This is a genomic window from Sorangium sp. So ce296, assembly GCF_051529605.1.
Lineage (GTDB): Bacteria > Myxococcota_A > Polyangia > Polyangiales > Polyangiaceae > Sorangium > Sorangium cellulosum_D.
The window spans coordinates 146,141-169,504 of record NZ_CP150325.1; the positions used below are offsets into that span (position 1 = coordinate 146,141).

At 72.4% G+C, this 23,364-nt stretch carries 20 protein-coding genes and 1 pseudogene; 12 read left to right on the forward strand and 9 right to left on the reverse strand.

Annotation, left to right across the window (positions count from 1 at the left end):
- Window positions 1-123: 123 nt before the first annotated feature.
- The 5 genes and pseudogenes from WME98_RS00585 to WME98_RS00605 all read left to right on the forward strand — a co-directional run.
- Window positions 124-2,289: an RHS repeat-associated core domain-containing protein gene (locus tag WME98_RS00585; RefSeq protein ID WP_437949416.1), complete on the forward strand. Its 2,166-nt coding sequence runs from the start codon at window positions 124-126 to the stop codon at window positions 2,287-2,289.
- Between the two features lie 16 nt (window positions 2,290-2,305).
- Window positions 2,306-2,731: a DUF4265 domain-containing protein gene (locus tag WME98_RS00590; RefSeq protein WP_437949417.1), complete on the forward strand. Its 426-nt coding sequence runs from the start codon at window positions 2,306-2,308 to the stop codon at window positions 2,729-2,731.
- A 21-nt stretch (window positions 2,732-2,752) separates the two neighbouring features.
- The gene (locus tag WME98_RS00595) at window positions 2,753-2,983 is read left to right on the forward strand and encodes an HNH endonuclease (RefSeq protein WP_437954152.1); all 231 of its coding nucleotides are present in this window, start codon (window positions 2,753-2,755) and stop codon (window positions 2,981-2,983) included.
- Window positions 2,920-3,225 carry an SMI1/KNR4 family protein gene (locus WME98_RS00600; protein ID WP_437954153.1) on the forward strand — a complete coding sequence of 102 codons (306 nt, stop codon included), beginning with the start codon at window positions 2,920-2,922 and terminating at the stop codon, window positions 3,223-3,225. The genes WME98_RS00595 and WME98_RS00600 overlap by 64 nt, the downstream gene beginning before the upstream one ends.
- Before the next feature lie 618 nt (window positions 3,226-3,843).
- A pseudogene (locus WME98_RS00605) lies at window positions 3,844-4,215 on the forward strand (transposase); the annotation flags it as partial.
- A 38-nt stretch (window positions 4,216-4,253) separates the two neighbouring features.
- On the opposite strand, the gene WME98_RS00610 reads toward WME98_RS00605, so the two are convergent.
- The 9 genes from WME98_RS00610 to WME98_RS00650 all read right to left on the reverse strand — a co-directional run bounded on the left by WME98_RS00610 (window position 4,254) and on the right by WME98_RS00650 (window position 14,981).
- A complete protein-coding gene (locus WME98_RS00610) occupies window positions 4,254-4,466 on the reverse strand; it encodes a hypothetical protein (RefSeq protein ID WP_437949418.1) in 213 nt (70 codons plus the stop codon).
- 679 nt (window positions 4,467-5,145) lie between these two features.
- A complete protein-coding gene (locus tag WME98_RS00615) occupies window positions 5,146-6,324 on the reverse strand; it encodes a LamG domain-containing protein (RefSeq protein WP_437949419.1) in 1,179 nt (392 codons plus the stop codon).
- Between the two features lie 142 nt (window positions 6,325-6,466).
- Complete coding sequence (locus WME98_RS00620; protein WP_437949420.1) at window positions 6,467-7,399, reverse strand: hypothetical protein; 933 nt, start codon at window positions 7,397-7,399, stop codon at window positions 6,467-6,469.
- Between the two features lie 100 nt (window positions 7,400-7,499).
- Entirely contained in the window at window positions 7,500-8,489 is a 990-nt protein-coding gene (locus tag WME98_RS00625) for a LamG domain-containing protein (protein ID WP_437949421.1), read from the reverse strand.
- Window positions 8,490-8,660: 171 nt separating this feature from the next.
- Window positions 8,661-9,632 (reverse strand): arabinan endo-1,5-alpha-L-arabinosidase, encoded by a 972-nt coding sequence (locus WME98_RS00630; protein WP_437949422.1) that lies wholly within the window; start codon window positions 9,630-9,632, stop codon window positions 8,661-8,663.
- A gap of 374 nt (window positions 9,633-10,006) precedes the next feature.
- Entirely contained in the window at window positions 10,007-11,674 is a 1,668-nt protein-coding gene (locus WME98_RS00635; RefSeq protein ID WP_437949423.1) for a serine/threonine protein kinase, read from the reverse strand.
- A gap of 226 nt (window positions 11,675-11,900) precedes the next feature.
- Window positions 11,901-13,085, reverse strand: coding sequence for a hypothetical protein (locus WME98_RS00640; RefSeq protein WP_437949424.1), 1,185 nt, complete (start codon window positions 13,083-13,085; stop codon window positions 11,901-11,903).
- Complete coding sequence (locus tag WME98_RS00645) at window positions 13,075-14,319, reverse strand: FecR domain-containing protein (RefSeq protein WP_437949425.1); 1,245 nt, start codon at window positions 14,317-14,319, stop codon at window positions 13,075-13,077. Before WME98_RS00645 ends, WME98_RS00640 begins: the two co-directional genes overlap by 11 nt.
- Window positions 14,307-14,981: an RNA polymerase sigma factor gene (locus tag WME98_RS00650; RefSeq protein WP_437949426.1), complete on the reverse strand. Its 675-nt coding sequence runs from the start codon at window positions 14,979-14,981 to the stop codon at window positions 14,307-14,309. The genes WME98_RS00645 and WME98_RS00650 overlap by 13 nt, the downstream gene beginning before the upstream one ends.
- Window positions 14,982-15,177: 196 nt before the next feature.
- Between WME98_RS00650 and WME98_RS00655 the strand changes: the two genes are divergently transcribed.
- The 7 genes from WME98_RS00655 (at window position 15,178) to WME98_RS00685 (ending at window position 23,359) form a co-directional block, all read left to right on the forward strand.
- Window positions 15,178-16,350: a hypothetical protein gene (locus WME98_RS00655; protein ID WP_437949427.1), complete on the forward strand. Its 1,173-nt coding sequence runs from the start codon at window positions 15,178-15,180 to the stop codon at window positions 16,348-16,350.
- Complete coding sequence (locus tag WME98_RS00660; protein WP_437949428.1) at window positions 16,316-17,962, forward strand: glycosyltransferase family 2 protein; 1,647 nt, start codon at window positions 16,316-16,318, stop codon at window positions 17,960-17,962. Before WME98_RS00655 ends, WME98_RS00660 begins: the two co-directional genes overlap by 35 nt.
- Window positions 17,959-19,125: a glycoside hydrolase family 26 protein gene (locus WME98_RS00665; protein ID WP_437949429.1), complete on the forward strand. Its 1,167-nt coding sequence runs from the start codon at window positions 17,959-17,961 to the stop codon at window positions 19,123-19,125. The genes WME98_RS00660 and WME98_RS00665 overlap by 4 nt, the downstream gene beginning before the upstream one ends.
- A complete protein-coding gene (gene rfbF / locus WME98_RS00670; RefSeq protein ID WP_020737752.1) occupies window positions 19,122-19,895 on the forward strand; it encodes a glucose-1-phosphate cytidylyltransferase in 774 nt (257 codons plus the stop codon). Before WME98_RS00665 ends, rfbF begins: the two co-directional genes overlap by 4 nt.
- Entirely contained in the window at window positions 19,892-20,959 is a 1,068-nt protein-coding gene (rfbG, locus tag WME98_RS00675; protein WP_437949430.1) for a CDP-glucose 4,6-dehydratase, read from the forward strand. Before rfbF ends, rfbG begins: the two co-directional genes overlap by 4 nt.
- Complete coding sequence (locus WME98_RS00680; protein ID WP_437949431.1) at window positions 20,956-21,894, forward strand: NAD-dependent epimerase/dehydratase family protein; 939 nt, start codon at window positions 20,956-20,958, stop codon at window positions 21,892-21,894. Before rfbG ends, WME98_RS00680 begins: the two co-directional genes overlap by 4 nt.
- A gap of 238 nt (window positions 21,895-22,132) precedes the next feature.
- On the forward strand, window positions 22,133-23,359 hold the full coding sequence (locus WME98_RS00685) for an STAS domain-containing protein (protein WP_437949432.1): 1,227 nt from the start codon (window positions 22,133-22,135) through the stop codon (window positions 23,357-23,359).
- The last annotated feature ends 5 nt before the right edge of the window (window positions 23,360-23,364 follow it).

Consider the following 23,364-nt stretch of genomic DNA (forward strand, 5'->3'; position numbering starts at 1 on the left):
GCCGAGCGCCTGACGACCACGTGGACGTGGGACACCGCGGCGCACGGGATCGGAAAGCTCCACGCGCTCGCGAGCCCCGACGCGGAGAAGACGTACGGGTACACCGACCGCGGCCAGCTCGATGTGATCTCGCTCCGCATCGACGGCGAGCGCGCTCCCCTGGAGGCCAGGCTGGGCTACGACGAGCTCGGTCGCGTCGAGGCGGTCACGTATCCGGCGCCGGCCGGCGCGGCGCCGTTCGTCGTGGCCCACGATCGCGACGCGCATGGCCATGTGCTCGCCGTGCGCAACCACGGAACGGGCTCCGCCTACTGGCGCTTGACGGACGTGGACGACGCGGAGCGCTTCCGGGAGGAGGTGTTCGGCAACGGCGTCGTCACGGAGCGGAGCTATTTCGCCGACAAGCAGCGCCTGAGGCACATGGCGACGCAGAGCGGCGCGGGTGAGGTGCAGGACCTCGACTATGGGTTCGACGATCTCCTCAATCTCACGCGCCGCACCGACGCGCTCCAGCCCGAGAACATGACGGAGCGCTTCCGTTACGATCCACTCCAGCGGCTGACCTGCGCGTACTTCGGCGACGTCGAGCGCGCGTCGGCGCCCTGCGCGCTCCGGTACGGCCACGACCCGAACGGCAATCTCACCTTCAAATCGGACATCGGAACGCTCTCGTACGATGACCCGCTGCACCCGCACGCGGTCACCGGCGCGGGCACGGGCAGCTTCGCCTACGACGCCGTTGGCAATCAGGTCGCGCGGCCGGGCGGCACGATGGTGCGCTATACGCCCTTCGACCTGCCGGAGCGCATCACCCAGGGCGCGACGACCATCACGTTCGGCTACGACGGCGACCAGCAGCGGATCCGCAAGACCACGCCGGAAAAAGAGACGCTCTACTTCGGCGATCTGTACGAGCGGGTCACCAAGGCGGCATCGGGCACCGTGGAGCATCGGTACCACGTCCACTCGCCGGAGCGCGTGGTGGCGATCGTGACCCGCGGAGGCTCGGACACGGGCACGCGGTACGTGCATGTCGATCACCTCGGCTCGGTCGATGCGCTCACCGGCGAGGACGGCGACGTGATCGAGCGGCGGAGCTACGACCCGTTCGGGCAGCGCAGGAGCCCCGTGTGGGGAGAGCCAGCGCCGGCGTCGTTCTCCAGCGAGACGACGCAGGGGTTCACCGGGCACGAGAGCGACGACGAGCTCGGGCTCGTGAACATGAAGGGGAGGCTCTACGATCCCAACACCGGGCGGTTCTTGACCACGGACCCGATCGTTTCGATTCCGTCCTTCGGGCAGAGCTGGAATCCGTACAGCTACGTGTTGAACAACCCCCTCGCGTACGTCGACCCGGGCGGCTTTCAAGAAGCGCCCCCGGAGGCGGGGGCTCGCTCACAGCTGCCTGCCGGCGCGGACTTCAGCTGGGAAGTGCGCGACCTGCCCCCGATCGGACTCAAGCTGATCGTCCGCCCGGTTCCCGAGGTCGAGGCGCGCTCCGACGCCGACACCAACACCGTGGCTGCCGAGACGGGCGGCGCCATGCGGCCGATCGACGTCAGCACGACCGGAAGCGCGTCCGGGTACGTGCCACAGCCGGTGACCACGGCGCCGATCGGCTGGTCGCAGAATCCCTACGTGCAGGTGGAGGGAGGGTTCGTCGCCGGGTTGTTGCTCGGGGCGGTTCCTTTCGCCGGCGTGGGTCACGAGCTGCTGGACGCCGCCGGCGTGCTGGCCCATGGGACGCCTGAAGCCAGGATGGGGCTGGCTATCGGGCAGATCGTGGGTGGGGTTGCCCTCACGCTGGGAGGCTTGACGGGGGAGGTGTTCGGGGGCATCACGAGCGCCACCGGAATCGGCGCGGCGATCGGTCTGCCTGCGATCGCGGTGTCGACCGGGCTCGTCGTCGGTGGGGCCAGCAACATCGCGGCGGGGATCCAGGGGCTGTCGCAGGCGCTGATGTCGCAAGGGTCGGGCAGCAGAGGCCCGCAGGGGACGGCGCCCTCCGCCGGCGGAACAGCGGGAGGTCCTAGATCAGGCAAGAGCTTCACCCCCAGTGGAAAGAAAGAGATCGATGCAGCAAATGCGGCGAGCAATGGTGGCGTAAACAAGTGCGCGAATTGTGGTACTGATGTTGTCCCCGGAAAGAGAAGCGAGGCAGGCGAGAGGCCGCCTGGGAATGAACGCCAGCGCGATCACATCATCCCGCGAAGCAAGGGTGGGGATGGGGGCCCATCGAATGGTCAGATCCTCTGTCGTAGTTGCAACATCCGCAAGTCGGACCGGTGAAGCGTCAATGAGGCACGTGAAGATTTTGTTCAAGTACGACTGCGACATCGCCGACCATTATGAGGTCGAGAGCCTATGGGCGCTCCCCCACGAGGACGGCTATCAACTAGACAATATTCCATTCTACGCTCGTGATGTTGCAGACGGAGACGTCGTGATCGCACAGCGAGGACCTGACGGGGAACTATGGTACGACAAATTGGCAAAATCCTCAGGTCATAGCACTATACGTCTATGGTTTGCCCGTGTAGAGGACGTCCAGAAGACGCGCGAGGAGCTTCGTGCCCTTGGCTGCGCTTCGGAGCAGAGTGATTTGCCGCGGCTGGTCGCAGTGGACGTGCCTCCCAACGTTCCTTATCCGCTAGTGAGAGCGAAGTTGGAGCAGGGTGAGCGAGATGGTGTGTTTGAGTTTGAAGAGGCGTGCCTTGGACAAGCGGCGTAGTCGGCAGGGTTGCCCTTGTGCTTGATCGCCAGAGCTGCCGGCGTTGTCAGCACAGAGGTAAAGATCGCAGCCACCGGCTCGCTGGCTGGATTCTCCAGGACTACGGAAGGTTACACCTGGCACCACCAGCAAGACGGGATGACGATACAGCTTTCAACGGCGGCAGCCCTACGCCAGACACAATTAATATCGAAGGCCTACCAGGGGCATCGGCGGACGTACAAGTATTTTTCGGAATTGGCAGATCAGTAGAGTCGAGCGATCTCGGTTGGAATCTTACCACTCTCGCCGAACGACTAGAAGAGGGGTTGCTGCCGATAGCAGCTGACTCCGGCGGGAACGTCTTCTGTCTCGCCCTCCAAGGACGCCGCCGCGGCAATGTCCTTTACTGCGATCTCCAATCCGTTTTCGGCGACCTTGAAGCCACACCGGACTTGTTGCCGGTAGCGTCGGATTTTGATGCATTTCTGACGAAAATGCGTCCGTTCGCATGACGGAGCGAACGACGGCGAGCGCTCTCCCCTGGAGGCCAGGTTGGGCTACCTATGAACGTGTCAAGCCCGGGAGCGGTCACGTATCCGGCGCCGGCCGGCGCGGCGCCGTTCGTCGTGGCCCACGATCGCGACGCGCATGGCCATGTGCTCGCCGTGCGCAACCGCGGAACGGGCTCCGCCTACTGGCGCTTGACGGACGTGGACGACGCGGGGCGCTTCCGGGAGGAGGTGTTCGGCAACGGCGTCGTCACGGAGCGGAGCTATTTCGCCGACAAGCAGCGCCTGAGGCACATGGCCACGCGGAGCGGCGCGGGTGAGGTGCAGGACCTGGACTACGGGTTCGACGATCTCCTCAATCTCACGCGCCGCACCGACGCGCTCCAGCCCGAGAACACGACGGAGCGCTTCCGTTACGATCCGCTCCAGCGGCTGACCTGCGCGTACTTCGGCGACGTCGAGCGCGCGTCGGCGCCCTGCGCGCTCCGGTACGGCCACGACCCGAACGGCAATCTCACCTTCAAGTCGGACATCGGAACGCTCTCGTACGATGACCCGCTGCACCCGCACGCGGTCACCGGCGCAGGCGCCGACAGCATGCTGCACGCGACCTGCGCCAAGACAATCACGTGTCCCGCGGGACAGGTCGAGGCGTTCGAACCGGGCGACACGGTCGAGTTTGATCCCGACGAGTGCGGCGCGTGCCCTCTCCGAACCAAGTGCACCCAAGCCACCTCGGGACGAGGGCGGACCGTGTCCATCGCCGAGGACGAAGCTTTGCAGAGCAAGTTCCGGAAGCTACAGCAGACTGGGCCAGGGCGCGCCGTGCTCCGGCAGCGCATCCCTGTGGAGCATGCCCTCGCCCACATTGCGGCGCGCAAAGGACACAGCGCGCGCTACATCGGGGCCAGGAGAAACCTGTTCGACCTGCGGCGCGCCGCAGCGATCCAGAATCTCGAGTCGGCCCAGCGGCTGATGCAGGAGGCCGCATAACCTGTCGGAACTAGATGATTTTCAATATGATTGGCGCTCTAGTCCTCCTCGATCCCACGGGCGCGCCGCTCGCGGGCACGACCCTCGTCTATCCAGCATTGCGCGAAGACGTACAGGTAGAGCGGCAGGCCGATGTGGAGCCAGCCGACGGGCGAGAGGGGTGCCAGCGGGTCCGGTCTGTCCATCACCGTTGCAGCCACGATCGCGACGCCGGAGGCCAGGATGCCGATGGTTCTCAGGGTGCTGGCCATGGCTCAGAGAAAGGCGCAGGGAACCCCGAGGGTTCCCAGGCCGTAGGTGGACAGGCGGTCGCAGCGCTGTGCGTCCCGCGGACTTCTGGCGCGCGGGCAGATCGCCTCGGTTGCGAACGCGCCTGCCGCGAGCATGAAGACACCGCATCCGAGGCCGATCGGGCTCCACGGCTGCTGAGCCGCCGCGATCGGCTCTCCCCCTCCTCGGCGGCAGGCTCGATGCTCGCCGCGACCTCGCCGGCGAGCATCGAGGCGCAGGACACATCGGCAATGGCGCCCGGGTCGCGCGGATCGAAGAGGATGACCGCCGCGTCGGGACGGTCAGCGCACGCCGCGACGAGCTCGTGCCACCCGGCCGCCATGATCTGCGGGATCGCGGGCTCCTCCGGGTCGAGGCTCAGCTCGAAGTGCCGCGGCGGAAGGCCGGCCTCTTCCGCTCCGCCCTCCTCTCCCGCCTCGTTCGGTTCGTCTGCCGTTCCGCAGGCCGACGCTCCGACGAGCGTGGCCACGGCCAGGCCGATCCCGGTGTGCATGGTCCACCTCCACGCGACGCATGCCGCCGCGCGCGGAACTTTGTTGCGAGGGGCGTGCCAGGGGATAAGCCAGCGCGCGGGAGGTCAGCGCAGGATGAAGTGCTAACGGACTCGACGAAATCGCGTGACCCCTCGCGCGGCCTCCCCTACGGCGCGGCGAGGGCCGCGATCGCCTCGGCCGAGAGCGCGCCGTCGTAGATCCGGAAGTCGTCGATATACGCCTTGAGCAACGGGTCCGTGAACTGCGACTTGCCGATGTAGTTGTTCACCGTGGGCGCCAGCCGCGACGGCGTCACGTCGTGCGGAGGCGCCGGCGTGGTCGACGCGACGGAGACACCGTCGACCCACAGCTGGTACGTGCCGCTCGAGATCGTGACCGCCACATGCTTCCAGACATCGACGTTCAGCGGGTTCGGGACCCGGACGATCGCCTCGTTGCCCACCATGGCGACCTCCGTGTAGACCGAGAGGCGCAGGGCCCCGGTCTCGTCGAGCGGGGTGAGGAACATGAACCCGTTGCCGCCGAAATCGAAGATGCGAGCCCACCTGTCGACGCTCTTCAGCTGGACCCAGGTCGCGATGGTGAGATCGGTGAGCTCGTCGGTGAGCCCGTCGGGGAGATCGACGTGGGGATCGGCGCCCTGCAGATTGAGCGCGCCGCCGATTCGCCCCTCCGCGAGCCATCCGGCGCTCCCGACCAGCGTGGCCTCATTCCCGTTGCCCGACGCGTCGTGGGCCACGAGGCCGGTCTCCTCGTCGAACGTGTAGTGCACGATGAGCCTCGGCGCCGGCCCGGCGCCGCCGCTGCCGCCCGCGCCGCCGTCGCCGCCCGCGCCCCCATCGCCGCCAGCTCCGCCGGCGCCGGTCGCACCGCCGTCTCCACCCGCGCCGCCGCTGCCGGTCGCTCCGCCGCTGCCGGTCGCACCGCCGTCTCCACCCGCGCCGCCGCTGCCGGTCGCACCGCCGTCTCCACCCGCGCCGCCGCTGCCGGTCGCACCGCCATCTCCACCCGCGCCGCCGCTGCCGGTCGCTCCGCCGCTGCCGCCCTCACCACCGCCCCCGCCTTCACCACCGCCGCCCGCGGCGCCGCTGCCGCCATCGCCGCCCGCGCCGCCCGTGCCCGTCGCGCCCCCACCCTCGCCCCCGGAGCCGCTCGTCGTCGAGCCTCCACCCGACGTCGTCGTCGTCGTCGACGTCGTCCCGCTGCCGCCGCCCCCCGGGTCGTCATCGCTGCTCGAGCCGCATCCGCCGGCCGCCGTTCCCAGCATCGCGGCCGCGAGCAACGCAGCCCTGAGACCACCCGACAAGATCGAAGTCTCTCTCATCGCATCCTCCAATAAGGCCGATACCTCGAGCCCCCGGGAACGCTCCGGCGGTGCTCGACAGGGTTGTTGGGGTCCTACAAAACGCGACGGCGATGACGGCCGTCGTCAAGCTTCAAGCATCCGGTCGAGAGATGAAATCATCTCACATACCGCGGAGCAACACCGAACCCACCACACCGGTCCGGCTCGGCTCCACCGACACGGCGATCGGCCTCTCCTTCGTGGGGCGCAGCAGATACGTCAGCGCGGCGCCAGCGAGCGCCGCCGCGCCTACACCGAGAGAGATGTCGGCGATCAGGTACCGCGTGCGCACGGCGTCCAGATCGCTGTCGGCGCAGCGCGGACTGCACGTCTTCTCCAGGCGATCCTGCTCGGATCGGCCCATGAGCCCCCACACCGCAAAGCTCGCCCCGCCCGCGACCCCCAGGCCCGCCAGCACGTAGGTGAGCGCCGGCACCGGACGGTAGGTCTCCGTGACGCTGGCCTGCGCCGGCGGGACCCGGGCCTCCGCGAGGGGCTCGAGCGCGACGTTCAGCTGCTGGAAGCGCTGCCCCTCGAAGAGGATGATCTCCTTGGACACCGGCTTGTGCCCGGCGCGCTCGACACGGTAGGTGTGCTTCCCCGGATCGAGCTTGAGCGGCGCGCCGCTCGACGACAGCTCGACCGGCTGGCCGTCGACCAGGACCGTCGACCCGGTGACCTGCTCGCCGCCGCTCGTCACGTTGAACACGACCGACGGCGTCGCCCGCTCGATCTCATCGACCCACGCCCCGCAATCGCGGAGGACCGGAGCCGGGCAGTCCGACCGGGCGCAGCCCTTCAGCGCGCGGCCCGCCTCGAGCAGCTGGTGCTCCTTCCGGAGCCGCTGCACCTCGGCGTGCGCGGCGACACATTGCGTGACCGCGGAGGCCGCCCCCGCCTCCGGCGCCGCAGGCCCGTCCGCCGGCGCCGCAGGCTCGTCCGCCAAGGCCGAGAGCGGCCAGAGCGCGGTCGCCGCCAGCGCGAGCGCCGCCCACCCGCCGCGCCCCGTTCCGAAAGGCTTCCCCCTCCGCAGCATCCCTGTCTCTCCAGCCATCGCGCCAAGCTCCTCGTGTCCAGCAGACTCGCACCCGACCGCCTGTCGAGCAAACTTCCGACGGTCGGCCGAGCGGGCCGACCGCGGCCGGCTCACCCGCTCATTGCGCCGCGAGGGCCGCCACCTCGGCCGCCGAGAGCGCGCGATCGTAGATCCTGAAATCGTCCAGGATCCCAATGAGGTAGGGATCTCCCGCGAACTGAGAGCGACCGATGAAGTTCTGCGTCGTGTTCCCCAGATCGGAGGGGCGGGTAACGATCAGATCGCTGCTCGCCACCTCGGCCCCGTTGATGTACATCGACGAGCGGCTCGGGTTGTAGCTCAGCGTCACCGCGATGTGCGTCCACGTGTGGAGCGGCAAGCTACCATTCATGGTGTATTCCTCGACGCCCGCAGGGGAGTTCAACGAGAGGCGGACGCCGGTCGGATTCGCCGCCTTCGGGCACACGTAGAGCCACGCCACCTCTCCGGATCCGAAGTCGAAGATCCGCTGCCACCACTGCTGCTCGCCGAGCGAGATCCAGAAGGACACCGTGAGCTCGTTGAGCGTCTGCAAGACGCCGGGCGGGAGCTCCACGTACTCCTCCTCCCCCGAGAGGGACAGCGCATTGCCGATGTGCCCCTCCACCGACGTCCCCCCGAGGAGGGTCCCGTCGCGCATGCCGCCGGTGGCGTCCACCGCGATGCCCTCCTCGAGCGCGTCGAACGTGTAATGCAAGAAGAGCCCCGTCTCGAGGTCGATGAGCGGACCGCCCCCGTCGCCGCCCGCGCCCCCGCGGCCCCCGGCGCCCCCCTCACCTCCGGCGCCCCCGACGCTTGCAGCGCCGCCGTCGCCCCCGACACCTCCGGCGCCCCCGTCGCCGCCACCACCACCGGTGGCCCCGGTGCCGTCGCGGCCTCCAGAGCCGCTGCTGCTCTCGCTGGAGCTCTGCGTCGCCGAGCCGCCTCCGGCGCCCGCCGCGCCCTCTTGAAGATAGGACAGGCTTTCGAGCGAGCAGGCCCCGAGGCACAAGGGAGCGAGCGCCAGGAGCGCACGCGCCGCCGGACGAAGCGCCGCAGGGCCGGCCAGCACCCTTCCACGAGCTGCCATGTTCATGTCACCTCCCAACCACGATGGACGCCCCGCGGACGCCTGCGATGCCGCTGCCGTGGCCCGAGGACCACGACCCCCACGGGAACAGACGGGAACAGACGGGAACAGAGAAGAAAGGGCCCGGCTCCCCGCCTCGAACCGACGCATCGGCCACCCTCGCATGCCGGCTCACGGCCCGCCGGACTCCGGCCAGCCGTCGGCGCTCCAGCGCATCTCGGCGACGCGAAGGGCGAACATGCCGTCCGCGTCGGCGTCGTACGAATGATAGATATGATACCAGGACTCACCGGCCTGGAGCAAGCCGTTGCTGCCAGGCCCTCGCCACCTCGAGCTGCTCGTCAGCACGCGCGAGCCGCCGCCGCTCAGCATGCGATTCCCGAGCCTGTCCACGTAAGGACCGGCGAGCGCCCGGGACCGACCGACCATGATCTTGTACGTGCTGCTCGCGCCGACGCAGCAGGTGTCGAACGAGGCGAACAGGTAATAATAATCGCCGCGCCTCGCGACGAACGGCGCCTCGATCGCGGTGCTCGGCCGCGCGGCGATCGACGTGAGCGTCCCGTCGACGGGAGCGCCGGCGAGGTCGAGCTGCATGAGCTTGAGCCCCGACCAGAAGCTCCCGAACACGAGCCAGGGCGTGCCCCGCTCGTCAATCACGACGCTCGGGTCGATGGCGTTGTAATCGGTGCCCTCGCTGCAGACGACGGCGCCGTGATCCAGCCAGCGGGTCTCCGGGGCGTCGAGCGACCCCCGGGTCGCGTGGCCGATGCAGGAGCGGTTCGTCCCGAAGAACGACGCCGCGTAATACAGATGATAGAGCCCGCCCCAGGTCGAGATGTCCGGGGCCCAGAGCGCGTCGACGTCGCCCACGGCGCTCGCGACCCAGTCGGGAGTGTCGCTGAACACGGAGCCGGCGGAGTCCCAGCGCACGAGGTCGGTGGAGGTGCGGATCGCGATCCCGGGGCCCGTGGAGAAGACGTAATAGCGATCCCCCGCCCGGATGATCGACGGGTCGTGCACTCCCTGGACGTCTCCGCTGATATCGAGCGCGACCGGACGCTCCGGCTCCCCGGGGCCGCCGCCATCCCCTGCTCCGCCGGTGCCCGCGCCCGTGCTCGCTCCGCCCGAGCCGACTCCCACGCTCGCTCCCCCGGAGCCGACTCCCACGCTCGCTCCCCCGGAGCCGACTCCCACGCTCGCTCCCCCGGAGCCGACTCCCGCGCTCGCCCCCCCGGAGCCTCCGCCATGGCCTGTTTCCCCGGCGCCGGCCCCGCCGGCGCCCGTCCCTCCGGCGCTTGCGCCGGTGCTCGTTCCGCCGGCGCCCGCCCCTCCGGTGCCTGCGCCAGACTCCGCGCCTCCGGTGCCCGCCGCGGAGCCGGACGCCACGCTCGCCGCCGCCGGCCCGCCGGCGCCGCCCTGGGCTCCGGTGTCGCCGCAGGCCCCGCAGCCGCCCATCACGGCCAGGGCCAGCGCGGAGAGCGCTCCCGTACCCGACGTGGTGTCGACACGCGATCTCACATGCACTCGACCTTGAATCGCTTGATCCCCTCGGCGTCGATGGTGTAGGGCGGGTCGCAATTCGCGCTGGTCGCGCTGGCCGGCGCAGCGGGCGTGGGCTTGTCCGCCGTCGCCGCGGCGGCGCCACCAGGCGCGGCCGGCTCCTTTGCCGGCGGCTCGGGATGCTTCGCCGACGGCCTGGCCTGCTTCGCGGACCCCCTGGGCTGCTTCGCGGACCGGTCGGCCGGCTTTGCGGACGAATCGGCCAGCGGCTCGGGCAGCTCGGCCGGCTCGATGGTCGGCTCCGCCGACCCCGCCGACGGCTCGCCCGACCTCGCAGCCGCAGGCGCGGCGGCCGCCGCAGCGACGCCGGCGCCCGACGGCGCCCCGGACGCCGGGACGACGGCGGGCGCGAGCGGCGCGAGCGACGGCTGCGGCGACGCCGACAACGAAGCGGCGTCCAGGGACGCAGGCGCGGAGCGCGGGGAACGGGTGATGGCCGCCGCCAGGACGATGCCGCAGCCGATCCCCACCACGGCCGTGGCGAGGAGCGAGCGGGACGCCCGCTTCAGCCACGGGCGCGGCGCCGGCCCCTGCTCGTCCGTGAGCTTCGAGTCCGAGCCCGTGATCGTGCTGTAGCCGGCGCGCGCGAGCGATTGATCCAGCGGCGGCGGCGACAGGGTGTCGACCGGCATGGATGCCCGCGCCGTGGCGCCCCGGCGCACCATCTCACGGCCGATGATGCGCTTCGTCTCCGCGCGCACGTCCTCGAACTCGCGCGAGACGAACCTGCCGATGTCGCGGTTCGTCACGGGGGCCATACCCGCGACGAACGCCTCGAGATCGGCCTCGAGCTCCGCCGCGGTGGCATAGCGCTGCTCCGGCGCGACCGAGAGGGCCTTGAGGATGATGCGCTCGAGCTCCTCGGGCACGTCGGGCTTGACGTCGCGCGGCCTCGGGAGCTCCCCGTTCAGCACGCGATGCATGATGGCGATGTCGGTCATGCCCTTCCACATCCGCTCGCCCGTCGCGGCCTCCCAGAGCATCACCCCCACCGCGTACAGATCCGCGCGCCGATCGATGGGGCCCCCCTCGATCTGCTCGGCCGGCATGTACCCGATCTTGCCCTTGATCACCCCCGTCGCCGTCTCGACGCTCCCGCCCGTGAGCTTGGCGATGCCGAAATCGATGAGCTTGACCTGGCCATCGTAGGTCACGAAGACGTTGTGCGGCGAGACGTCGCGGTGCACCACGTTGAGCGGCTCGCCGTCGAAGCCGGTGAGCTCGTGGGCGTAATGAAGGCCGCGGAGCGCGTCGATGATGACCCGGAGGTGCATCTCCAGCGGGAGCTTCGTGCGCGCCCGCGACCGCACGATCGAGAGCGACTGGCCCTCGAGGTACTCCATCACGATGGCGGCCCCCCGCGTCGTCTGGACGATCGCGCTCGTCTGGACGATGTTCGCGTGGTTCAAGCGCGCGGAGAACCGCGCCTCGTTGATGAACATCTCCCGCATCTCGAGGTTGTCCAGGAGATCGGGCCTGAGAAACTTCAGGACGACGAGCTTGTCCACGCCCTCCGCGCCGCTCTGCACGGCGAGGAAGACCTGCGCAGTTCCCCCGCGCCCGAGCTCGAGCAAGAGGTGATGCCCCGGGTCGGGCGGTGTGCTGGGCGGGCCCACGTTCACTGGGCGATGATGGCACGAAAAAAACGAGCGCGACCAGACGGTTTCAGGGGGATCTCGAGCCTTCTTCCGCAATGCACTGCATTGTGCCGCCTCCCGTGAGAAGACGCGGGTGCGATAGTGTCGCAGTGTTGTCGGGCCAAGCAGGCGCACCCCCGAGCTCGCGCGTCCGCGCGGCGCGCGGGACCGGGCGCCGGGCCACGCATGCGATGCACGGCGGCCCGAGCCCTCAGAGGCGCGCCTCGAGGGAGAGAGAGACGGCGAGGAGCAGGCGGCCATAGGGGGTGGCGTCGGCGGCGGGGCTCGAGCTGCCGGCATTGCGCTCGGGGTACGGGATATCGATGCTGGGAAGCGCGGCGCCGGCGAGGCCGCCGAGGCGAACGCCCGCGTGATCATGGATGAACCAGCGCGCGGCCGCCTCGAGGTGCGGGACGGCCGCCCACGAGGCGCCGGAGGGGCCGTCGAACACCGGCGACGGGACGTGCGTCTCGTAATGGAGGCGCAGCGCGGACGCGCCAGCCCCGAGCGTCGCGAGGCCGTGCCCGCTCGCGAAGGAGAGCGCGCCGCCCGCCGTGGCGCCGACGAGGGCGACGCCGTGCTCCATCCGCCCGCCGGGGACATCCCAGGAGGCGCCGCCGAGCGTGGTGGTCGCGCCCGCCGCGACGTACCAGCCGCGGAAGATCGCGGTTCCGCCGATCGAGAGCGCCGGCGTCGGGGGGACGTCGCCGAAGGCGAAGAGCAGCGTCGGGCCGACCGAGGCGACGAGGCGCGCGGGCGGGCTCGCGTCGTCGGCTCGCTGGGAAAGCGCGGGGGAGCGCGACGCGGGCGCGCGGACATCGGAGGGCGCGGGGGAGGCCGCCGCGGAGGCGGCCGGGCTGGCGGAGGGGCCGCTCGCGGGGCCGGCCTTCGAGGGCCGGGGGTCCTGGCTGCCGGCGGCGGCGGCGCCGGTCGGAGGAGGAGCGGCGGGGGCGTCGCGGTGCAGGAGGCGGGCGCGGAGCAGCTCGACGGCGGCCAGGGCGAGGACCTCGGGGCCATCGCCGCGGCGCACGGCGACCTCGAGCTCGCCGCCGCCGTGCCGCGCGGCGAGGGCGATCGTCGCGCGCCGGCGGGCGACGACGACGCGCGCGTCGGCGCCCTCGCGCGCGTCGGCCTCCCCGGGGCCGCCGGGGGTGATGCGCACGCCGAGCGCGCGGAGCTCGTCGCGAACCCGCTGGAACGTCGCGTCCGCCGGGTCGCCGGAGAGGGCCACCGTGGCCCGCGCGGGCGCGCTGGCGCCGGCGAGGGCTCCCTCCGCGGCCGGCGGGGGCGCCGCGCGCGCGACGCCGAGGAGGGCCGGCAGCGCGCCGAGCACCGCCGCGAGGCGGAGGCCGGCGCGGGCGGCGGCGCGGCGCGCAGGGTGGAGCTCAGGGCGCATCCGCGATCGAGCGCGCGAGGGGCGCGTAGGCGCCGCGGGGGTACTCGGCGAGGTAGCGGAGCGCCGCGCGGCGCGCGGCCTCCCGATCGCGCCGCTGCTGGAGCTCGAGGCTGCGCCCGAGCGCCTGCTCGCGCAGGGCGCCGCCCGGCGCCTCGCGGAGGTAGGTGTCGAACCAGGACAGCGCGTCGCCAGGATCGCCGAGCTGATCGGCGGCGAGCTTGCCGAGGAGGAACGCCGCGTCGCCGCGCGCGCCGTGCCGCTGGCGCAGCGCGAGGAGCGCGGCGCGCGCGGCGTGCGGGCGCCCCGCGTAGCGGGCGGCGTCGGCGAGCAGCCGGAGCTCGTCGGGCGCGGCCCGCGCGAGCACGGCGTCGAGCCCCAGCCGCTCGACGGCCGCGAGCGCCTCCTGGTGGCGCCCCGCGCTCGCCAGCGCCTGCCAGCGCGGCGCGGTGTCCGCCGCGCCGGGCGCCGGCGCGCGCGCGTCGCGATCCCCGGGCGGCGCCGCGACCGCCGCGGGCGCGCCGGACGAGGGGGCCGCGGCGGCGCCGCTCGGCGCGGGCTCGCTCGGCGCGGGCTCGCTCGGCGCGGGCTCGCTCGGCGCGGTGAGGTCGAGCCGATCGCCGGCCGAGAGCCGCGCCGTCCCGAGCTCCGGGCCCGTCACCTCGACGCTCCCCTCGGCGAGCGCGAGCGTGAAGCGCCGCGCCTCGGGGGCCCAGCGCGCCTCGAAGCGCGTCCCGGTCACGCGCACCGCGTAGGGACCGGCGTGGACGACCCAGCGCGTGTCGCTCCGGTGGACGACGTGGAAGTCGGCGCCGCCCCGCTCCACGCGCAGCTCCGCGCCGCGCGCGTCGGTCGCGAGGACCTCCAGCGCGGACGCCGCGTCGAGCCGCACGGAGGTGCCCTCGGCGAAGGTGAAGGCGAGGGGCGCGTCGCGCGCCTCGACCCGCGCGCCCGCGCTCGGGCCCGCGCTCGCCGGCGCTCCCGCGGTGGCCGCGACGGGACCGCCCTCGGGCGCCCAGGCCGTGCGGAAGAGCGCGGCGCCGCCCGCCGCGAGCAGCAGCGCGGCGGCCGCGGCGGCCCAGACGGCGGGGCGCGCCCGGCGCGGCCGGGCCTCGGCCTCGGCGGCGAAGAGCCGCGCGCGCGCCGCGGCGAGCGTCTCGCCCGGCCTGGCGCGCTGGTCGGAGGTGCGGGCCACCTCGGACCCGAGGGTCTCGATGCGTCGTGTCACGGGTTCCATCGGGTGCCCTCCTCGATCCAGGTCGCGAGCACGGGGTCTCGCTGGGCGGCGCTCACGAAGCGCGCCTCGGCCCGGGCGATCCGCCGCTTGATCGTCGCCAGCGACACGCCGCAGGCGGCCGCCGCCTCGGTGAGCTCCATGCCCTCGATGTAGCGCAGCGCGAAGGCGACGCGCTCGTCGAGCGGGAACGACTCGAGCAGCCGGTAGGTCCGATCGTGGGCCTCCCGGAGCTCCGCGTCGGCGCCGCGCGCCGGGGGCTCGGGGAGGTCCTCGGGCGAGAAGAAGCGCAGCCAGCTCCGGGCCTTGTGGTGGCGGATGCTCTTGCACGCGGTGTGGACCGCGACCGACCTCATCCACGACGTCAGCGCCGCCGCGTCGCTCAGCTGGTGGACGCTCGCGTAGGCGGACACGAAGGCGTCGTGGACGACGTCCGCGAAGGTCGTGTGCCGCTCGGTCCCGAGGACGCGGCGGGCGATGCGCTCGACGAGGGCGCCGTAGCGCTCGAAGAGGACCGCCTTGGCCCAGGGGTCGCCGCGCTGGAGGCGGCGGAGCAGCTCGGCGTCGTCGCGCTCCACCGGCAGCGCGACGAGCTGCCCGCCGCCCGGCGCGGGGCCGGCGCGGCTCGCGGTGTGCGGGAGCGGCGAGCGTGAGCCGCTAGCCATGGCGGCCTCCGCGACGGGAGGCGGCGAGGTCGCCGAGCCGAGGCTCGGCGCTGCGGGACGGGGCGGCTTCGATGCGGTCGGGCACAGCTCTGCATCAAAGGACCGGCAGGGGCCCGAGACGGCTCACGATCGTTTTCGTGCGCTCCGGTGAGCCGTCCGGAGGCGGAGGCGGCCCCTTGGGGGCGACTGGGACGCGATGTCCCCCTTCCTTGCCATGCGCCTCTCCGCCTTCGCTTCTTGCTTCATCGCCGCCGCCGCCCTCGCGGGCGCCGCCGGCGCCGCGCCGCGCCCGCTCCCCGGCGATTGGCGTCACGTCGCCGAGGCGCAGGAGCGGCTCGCCATCGCCGATTACGCGGCGGCGGAGGCCCTCGTCGCGCGGGTCCCCGCGCAGAGCGAGGCGGCGCGCGACGCCGGCACCCTGCGCGGGCAGCTCGACGCGGCGCTCGCCCCGCGCCTCGAGCTCGAGACGCGCGCCTTCTTTGACACGCAGCCGCTCGCTCGCCTGTCGCAGAGCGCCGGGGTGTCGTTCTGGCCGGCGGCGAGCCTCCAGCTGCGGCTCCGCGCGATCGGCCTCTGGTACCCGCGCGCCCCGCGCGAGACGGCGGAGCTCGGCGGCAGCGCGACGCCGGCCCACGCGGTGGGCGGGCTCGTGGGGCTCCTCTTCCGCCCGGCCCGGGCCGACCTCGACGTCGTCGCGACGGGCCTCGGGCGGATCTGGGCGGACGGCAGCGCGCAGGTGTCGGGGAGCGCCGAGATCGAGGGGCGCTGGCTCTCGCCTTTGCGGCTCCGCGCCTCGGCGCGCCGCGACGAGCTCCTCGACACCCACGCGGCGATCCGCGAGCACGTCTCCGTCACCGCGGCGGGCGGCGCGCTCGCCGTGGACGACTGGAACGGCTGGAACGGAGAGCTCCGCGGCGAGGGGCGCTGGTACTCCGATAACAACCGCGGCCTCACGGCCTACGGCTGGGCCGTGGCGCCGCTCCTGCGCGGCGCGCTGAGCCTGAAGGCCGGGTGGGGGGCGGCCTGGGCCGACACCTCGCGCTCGCGCTGGTCGCTCGCGGCGCAGGCCTACGCGCCGTACTTCACCCCCCTCGGCGCGCGCCGCCACGGGCCCATCGTCGTCGCGGCGCTCTCGCTCGGCAAGCTCCGCGTCGACGCGAGCGGCGACGTCGCCGTGCAGGGGAGCGAGCTCGACCCGACCGCGCTCGCCTGGGGCGTCACCTCGCGCGTCGACGGCGCCTACGTCGACCTCCGCGCGGGGGCCTCGATCGACCTCGGGGGCGCCCGCGTGGGCGTCACCTACCACCACAACCACCAGCTCTATTACCGGTTCCATGACGCGGCGTTTCGTCTCGAGCTCCCGCTTTGATCCGGAGCTCTTCCGGTGGTCGTCGGCCGCGCCCGTGCGGCTCGTCGATCGCATGATCGTCTGGGCGATCGCGGCCTTCGGGCTCGCGGGGGTCGCCGGCTTCGCGAGCTTCTGGTTCCAGGAGCGCCACGTCGCCCACCTCCCGGCCTTCGTCGCGCTGTCGATCGCGGTCTGGTACGGCATCGGCCGCATCGTCCTCGCCTGGATCGGCTACCTCGCGCTGGACCGCGTCGAGCACCGCCCGGCGCCCCAAGGGCTCTCCGTCGCGGTCTTCACCACGGCCGCGCCGGGCGAGCCCATCGCGATGTTCGAGGCGACCCTCGCGGCGCTCGCCCGCGTCCGCTACCCGCACCGCACGTACCTCCTCGACGGCACGGGCGACCCGCGCTTCCGCGCGCTCGCCGCGCGGCACGGCGCGGTGTGGCTCGACTCGAGCGGCGTCCCGGGCGCCAAGGCCGGCAAGATCAACGCGGCCCTCGCGCGGACCACCGAGGACTTCGTCCTGGTCCTCGACCCGGACCACCTGCCGTTCCCGGAGCTCTTCGACCGCGTCCTCGGGCACTTCGACGACCCGCGCGTGGGCTTCGTGCAGGTCTCGCAGGGCTACTACAACCAGGCCGACTCCCCGATCGCCCGCGGCGCGGCCGAGCAGACCTACGGGTTCTACGGGCCGATGCAGCTCGGGCTCCACGGGCTCGGCTGCGCGGTCGCCATCGGCGCCAACTGCACCTTCCGCCGCGCCGCGCTCGCGTCCATCCGCGGGCACGCCGTGGGGCTCGCGGAGGACCTCATGACCTCCGTCCGGCTCCACGCGGCGGGATGGCGCTCGGTCTACGTCCCGGAGATCGTCAGCCGCGGGCTCGTGCCCGACGACCTCGGCGGGTACTTCGGCCAGCAGCTCAAGTGGGCGACCGGCGCGGTCGACGCGCTCTTCGCCGAGGTCGTGCCGCGCTTCTGGCAGCTCAGCGCGCGCCAGCGGCTCTCCTACGTGGCCATCGGCACGTACTACCTCACGGGCCCCGCCACGCTGACGTACCTCGTCCTGCCGCTCGCCGCGCTCTGGGGCGATTTCCGGCCCATGCACGCGGATCCGGCGGGGTTCGTCGCCGCGGGCGCCCCCGTCGTCGCGGCGGCGGTCGCGCTCCACGTCTACGGGCAGCGGTGGCTCTGCGACCGCGCCACGGAGGGCGGCCTCCACTGGCGCGCCCTCCTCCTCAAGCTCGCCGCCTTTCCCATCTACACGCTCGGGGTGGTCCTGGCGGTCGCGAAGCGCCTCGTCCGCTACGTGCCCACGCCCAAGCGCGGGCTCGGCGGCCGGCTCCTGCCGCTCGCGTGGCCGCACCTCCTCGTCGTCGCCTCGTTCCTCGTCACGATCGGCGCGAGCCTCTGGCTCCGCACCTCCGCGCACGGGCTCGCCGAGCGCTGGAGCGACGCGGAGGCCTACTGGGCGATGGTCCTCTTCGGCGCGCTCGGGGCCGCGTCGATGAGCGGGGCGATCGCCTGGGCCGCGCGGCGCGGCGGGTGCGCGGCGATCGATCCCTGGGAGCGGCTCCCCGCGCTCGACGCCGCGACCGCCAACACCGCCACGACCCCCCTCGGAGGATCACGATGAAGCGCTCCCACCGCGTCGCCTTGACAGCTGCCGCCACGACCGGAGCCGCCCTCGCGGTGCTCTTCTCGACCTACGCGCGGGCGCCCGCCGAGACCTGGCTCTCGTCGGCCTTCGGCACGGCGAGCGCGGCCGTGGCCACGGCGGATCTCTCCTGGACCGCCGGCCCCGAGCGCGACGCGCGGCTCGCCCGCCTCTCCGCGGAGCTCGCGTCGCGGAGGCTGGACGACCTCCGCGCCCCGGCGCGCCTCCTCCACGGCGCGCACGACGGAGGGCTGCCGCGCGACGTCAGCGGGTACCTCGCGCTCGAGGAGGCGGTGGGCCAGACGCTCCTCCTCACGCAGATCTACGCGGCCTGGGGCGACGGCGCGGACCAGGCTTTCCCGAGCCGGGCGGCGCGGGCCATCTGGGCCGTGGGCTCGGTGCCGGTGATCACGTGGGAGCCGTGGCTCAGCGCGTTCCAGCGCCTGGACGCGTCGCTCCGCCCGGCGGCGACGCGGGACCAGGGCGGCCTCACCGACATCGCCGACGGCGAGTACGACGTCTACGTCGACCGCTGGGCGCAGGCGGCGGCGGAGTACGGGCACCCGATCCTCCTCCGCTTCGCGCACGAGATGAACGACGGCTACCGCTACCCGTGGGGGCCGGCGAACAACCCGGACCCGCGGGAGTTCATCCGCGCGTGGCGGCACGTCGTCGGGCGCTTCCGCGCCGCGGGGGCGGCGAACGTCCTCTGGGTGTGGTCGCCGAGCGTCTCGTACGAGAACTACTGGGAGTACTACCCGGGCAACGCGTGGACCGACTGGGTCGCGACGGGCGTCCTCAATTACGGGACCGCCGTCCGCTGGTCCAAGTGGACCTCGTTCCAGGAGCTCTTCGCGCGCCACTACGAGCGCCTCGCGCCGCTCGGCAAGCCGATGATGATCGCCGAGCTCGGCACGCTCGCCGCCGGCGGGGATCGCGCGCGCTGGTACGAGGAGGCGCTGACGGGCTTCGCCGAGCGCCACCCCGCGGTGAAGGCGCTCTTGTTCTTCCACGTCGCGAGCGACGCGACCGTGACCCACGAGCCGCTCTCGTGGGCCTTTGCCGACGACCCCGCGGTCGCCGGCGCCGTGCGCCGCGCGCTCGCGGCGCAGACCCGCCACGCACAGGAGGTTCAGCGATGAAGACCGTATTGCTCGCCGGCGGCCTCGGCACCCGGCTCAGCGAAGAGACCGCCGACAGGCCGAAGCCGATGGTCGAGATCGGGGGCCAGCCCATCCTCTGGCACATCATGCAGATGTACGCCGCCCACGGCTTCGACGACTTCGTCGTGGCCTGCGGCTACAAGGGCGACGTCATCAAGGACTGGTTCGCGGGGCTCCGGACGCGCCGCGCGGACTTCACGGTGGACCTCCGGAGCGGCGAGGTCGACGCGCTCGGCGTCCACTGCCCGAGCTGGCGGGTGACGCTCATCGACACGGGGCTCCACACCCAGACGGGCGGGCGCATCCGCCGGCTGGACCGCGTGCTCGGGCGGGAGCCGTTCATGGTCACCTACGGCGACGGGGTCGGGGACATCGACATCGCGAAGCTCGTCGCCTTCCACCGCTCCCACGGCAAGCTCGCGACGATCACCGCGGTCCGCCCGCCGGCGCGGTTCGGCGTCCTCGAGCTCCGGGGCAGCGAGGTCGCGGCGTTCGCCGAGAAGCCGCAGGCCGAGGCTGGGTGGATCAACGGGGGCTTCTTCGTCTTCGAGCCCGGCGCGCTCGAGTACCTCGAGTGCGACGACGCGACGCCGCTCGAGCGCGAGCCGCTCGAGCGGCTCGCCGCCCACGGGCAGCTCATGGCCTACCAGCACGAGGGCTTCTGGCAGCCGATGGATACCCTGCGCGACAAGCGCCTCCTCGAGCGGCTCTGGGACGAGGGCCGCGCGCCCTGGAGGACCTGGTCATGAGCGAGCACCTCGACTTCTACGCGGGCCGCCGCGTGTTCGTCACCGGGCACACGGGGTTCAAGGGCTCCTGGCTCACCGCATGGCTGCGCCTGCTCGGCGCGCACGTCACCGGCTACGCGCTCCCGCCGGAGGGCGCGCCGAGCCTCTTCGCCGACGCGCGGATCGGCGACGGGGTCACCTCGATCCTCGGCGACATCTGCGACGAGGGGCACCTCGAGCGGGCGATGGCCGAGGCCCGGCCGGAGATCGTGCTGCACCTCGCGGCGCAGGCGCTCGTCCGGCGATCGTACGCGCGGCCGCTGGAGACCTTCGCGACGAACGTCCTCGGGACGGCGCGCGTGCTCGAGGCGGCGCGGCGCCTCCCGTCGGTGCGGGTCGTCGTCGTGGTGACGACGGACAAGTGCTACGAGAACCACGAGTGGGTCTGGGGCTATCGCGAGACCGACGCCCTCGGCGGCCACGACACGTACAGCGCGAGCAAGGCCTGCGCGGAGCTCGTCGCCTCGGCCTACCGGCGGTCGTTCTACGGGCGCGAGGTGGCGCTCGCGACCGCGCGCGCCGGGAACGTCATCGGCGGCGGAGACTGGGCCGAGGACCGCATCGTGCCGGACATCGTCCGGAGCGTCGCCGCGGGCGAGCCCGCGCGCATCCGGCACCCGCGCGCCGTGCGCCCCTGGCAGCACGTCCTCGATCCGCTCTCGGGGTACCTCCTCCTCGCGCGCCGGCTCTGGGACGATCCGGCGGGGTACGGCGGCGCCTGGAACTTCGGCCCGGACGACGCCGAGCCGACGACGGTGCACCGGCTCGCGGAGGCCATCGTCCGCGCGCTCGGGCGGGGCTCGCTCGATCTGGCCGAGCCCTCGGACGGCGAGCGGCTCCACGAGGCGGGCGCGCTGCGGCTCGACTGCAGCAAGGCGCGATCCCGGCTCGGCTGGCGTCCGCTCCTCGACACCGATCGCGCCATCCAGCTCACGAGCGCGTGGTACGCGCGCTACCTGGAGGATCGCGGGCGCGCGCGCTCCCTCGTCGAGGAGCAGCTCCGCTTCGCCACGGGGCTCGCGTGAGGCTCGGCAAGGCGGTGGTCACGGGCGCGACCGGCTTCATCGGCGCCGCGCTCGTCCGGCGGCTCCTCGCGGGCGGGTGCGACGTCGTCGCGGCGGCGCCCGCGCGGCCTTCGGGGTGGGCGCGCCTCTCGCGCCCCTCGCCGGGCCAGCGCCTCCGGCAGCTCCCGCTCGAGCGGCTGACGCGGGACGCGCTCCTCGATGCGGTCGGCGACGCGCCGCCGGATGCGGTCTTCCACCTGGCGTCGGCCGGGGTGAACCCGAGGGAGCGCGCGCCGGACGCGCTCCTCGAGGGCAACGTCGGGGCGCTCGTCGCGACGCTGGAGGCCGCCGCCCGCTGGGGCGGGGCGCGCGTCGTCTTCACGGGCTCGTGCTCGGAGTACAGCGCGGTCGTCGAGGGGCAGCTCGTCGGCGAGGCCGCGGCGCGCGCGCCCGCCGACCTCTACGGCGCCGCCAAGGCCGCCGCTCACGACTACGGGCGCGCCGTGGCGCGGGCGCTCTCGGTGCCGCTCGTGACGCTCCGCCTCTTCGGCGTCTACGGCCCTGGCGAGGCGCCCCATCGCCTGATCCCGTACCTCGCGGCCCGGCTCCGCGCGGGAGAGCGCGTCGACCTCACCCCCGGCACGCAGCTCCGCGATCTCACCTTCGTGGACGACGTCGTGGAGGCGCTGCTGCTCGGCGCGACGACGGCGGGGCTCGAGCACGGCGCGGCCTACAACGTCTGCTCGGGGCGCCCCACGAGCGTGCGCGAGGTCTGCCTCGAGGTCGCGCGGCAGCTCGGCGCGCCGGAGTCCCTCCTCGACTTCGGCGCCCGTCCGCCGCGCGCCGACGAGCTCCCGTGGCTCGTCGGCGACCCCCGCCGCTTTTGCGCCGCGACGGGCTGGCGACCGCGCATGCCGCTCTCCACCGGCGTCGCCGCCGCGATCGCCGCCTCGTGAGGGCGGTGGTCGGAGGGGACCACGAAGGCGGGTGGCAGGCAGAGACGATCGACCCTCTTCCTGCGTTTCCCCGCGACCAGCACCCTTCCTCTCCAGCGACAGGGCGCGACCTCGGGCGCGACGCTCCGGATGTCGTTGGACGAAGGCGGATTCTCGACATGTGGAAAAGTCGGCGACGCAGGTCGCTCTCGAAGGAGCGGCAACGTGCACAGCGGGTCTCACGTCCGTCCACGCAGATGTGAGCCTCGCCTTGACATTACAGGTTTTCATTGCTTTCCTGCGGAGCAACAAGCCAGTGCTCCCAAGTAACTCCCCAGCAACAGAGTCGATCCGGTCGTTCTTCGCCTCCTGCCCAGAGATGCTCTTCGTCGCGAAGCTCGACGGCGAGCTCTTGCATTGCACCGACAGCCTGCGGCAGGCGGTGGGGCTCGCGCCGGATCAGGAGACGTCGCTCCTGGCCCTCGCCCATTCCGAGGAGCGCGACGCCGTCGAGGCCACCCTTGCCCGGCTGCGGAGCGGTGGCGATCCCGTGCAGCTCGACGTGCGGGTGCAGGACGGTCGGGGAGCTTATGCGCCCATGTCGTACAGCTTGCGCCGGTCGCCCGAGGGGGACGCCATCCATGGGTCGCTCCGGCGGGTCGCCGGCGGCACCACGGACGGCGCATCGACGGCGAGGATGAAGGCCAAGCTCCTCGACTGCATCGCAGACCAGATGGACATCGGTGTCTGGGCAGTCGATCCGCAGGGGACCTTCATCTACCATGACGGCAAGGGGATCGAGCAGGCCGGCGTCAAGCGGGGTGCGCTGCTCGGGATGGACGTCTTCCAGGTCTACGCCGGCACAGAGATCGCCGAGAACCTGAAGCAGGCCCTCACCGGGAAGCAGATGCACGCGTACAACAGCGCGCACGACATGCACTGGGAGAGCTGGTTCTCCCCCGTGTTCGACGCCGATGGCGCAATTCAGATGGTGGCGGGGCTGACGCTCAACATCACCGAGCTGCGGAGAGCCGAGGACGACGTTCGCAACAAGCTCATGCAGATTCAGCGGCAGCAGGAGGTCATCCGCAACCTGTCCACGCCGATCATCGAGGTGTGGGACGGGGTGCTGACGCTGCCGCTGGTCGGCGTCGTCGACAGCATGCGGACCGCCGATGTCCTGGACGCGCTGCTCACGCGCATCGTCGACAAGCAGGCGCGTTATGCGATCCTGGACCTCACAGGCGTCGATATCGTCGATTCGAGCGTGGCCAGCAACCTCATCCAGCTCGTGACCGCGATCCGGCTGCTCGGCGCCGAGGGCGTCGTGGCGGGCATCAAGCCGAACGTGGCGATGACGATGGTCCAGCTCGGACTGGATCTGTCGCAGATCCCCACGCAGCGGAACCTGCGCGCCGCGCTCGCCTTCTGCATCGGGATGATGAATGGGGAGCAACAGAAGCAGGCTCATGCCCAGAAGCCTTGACCTCG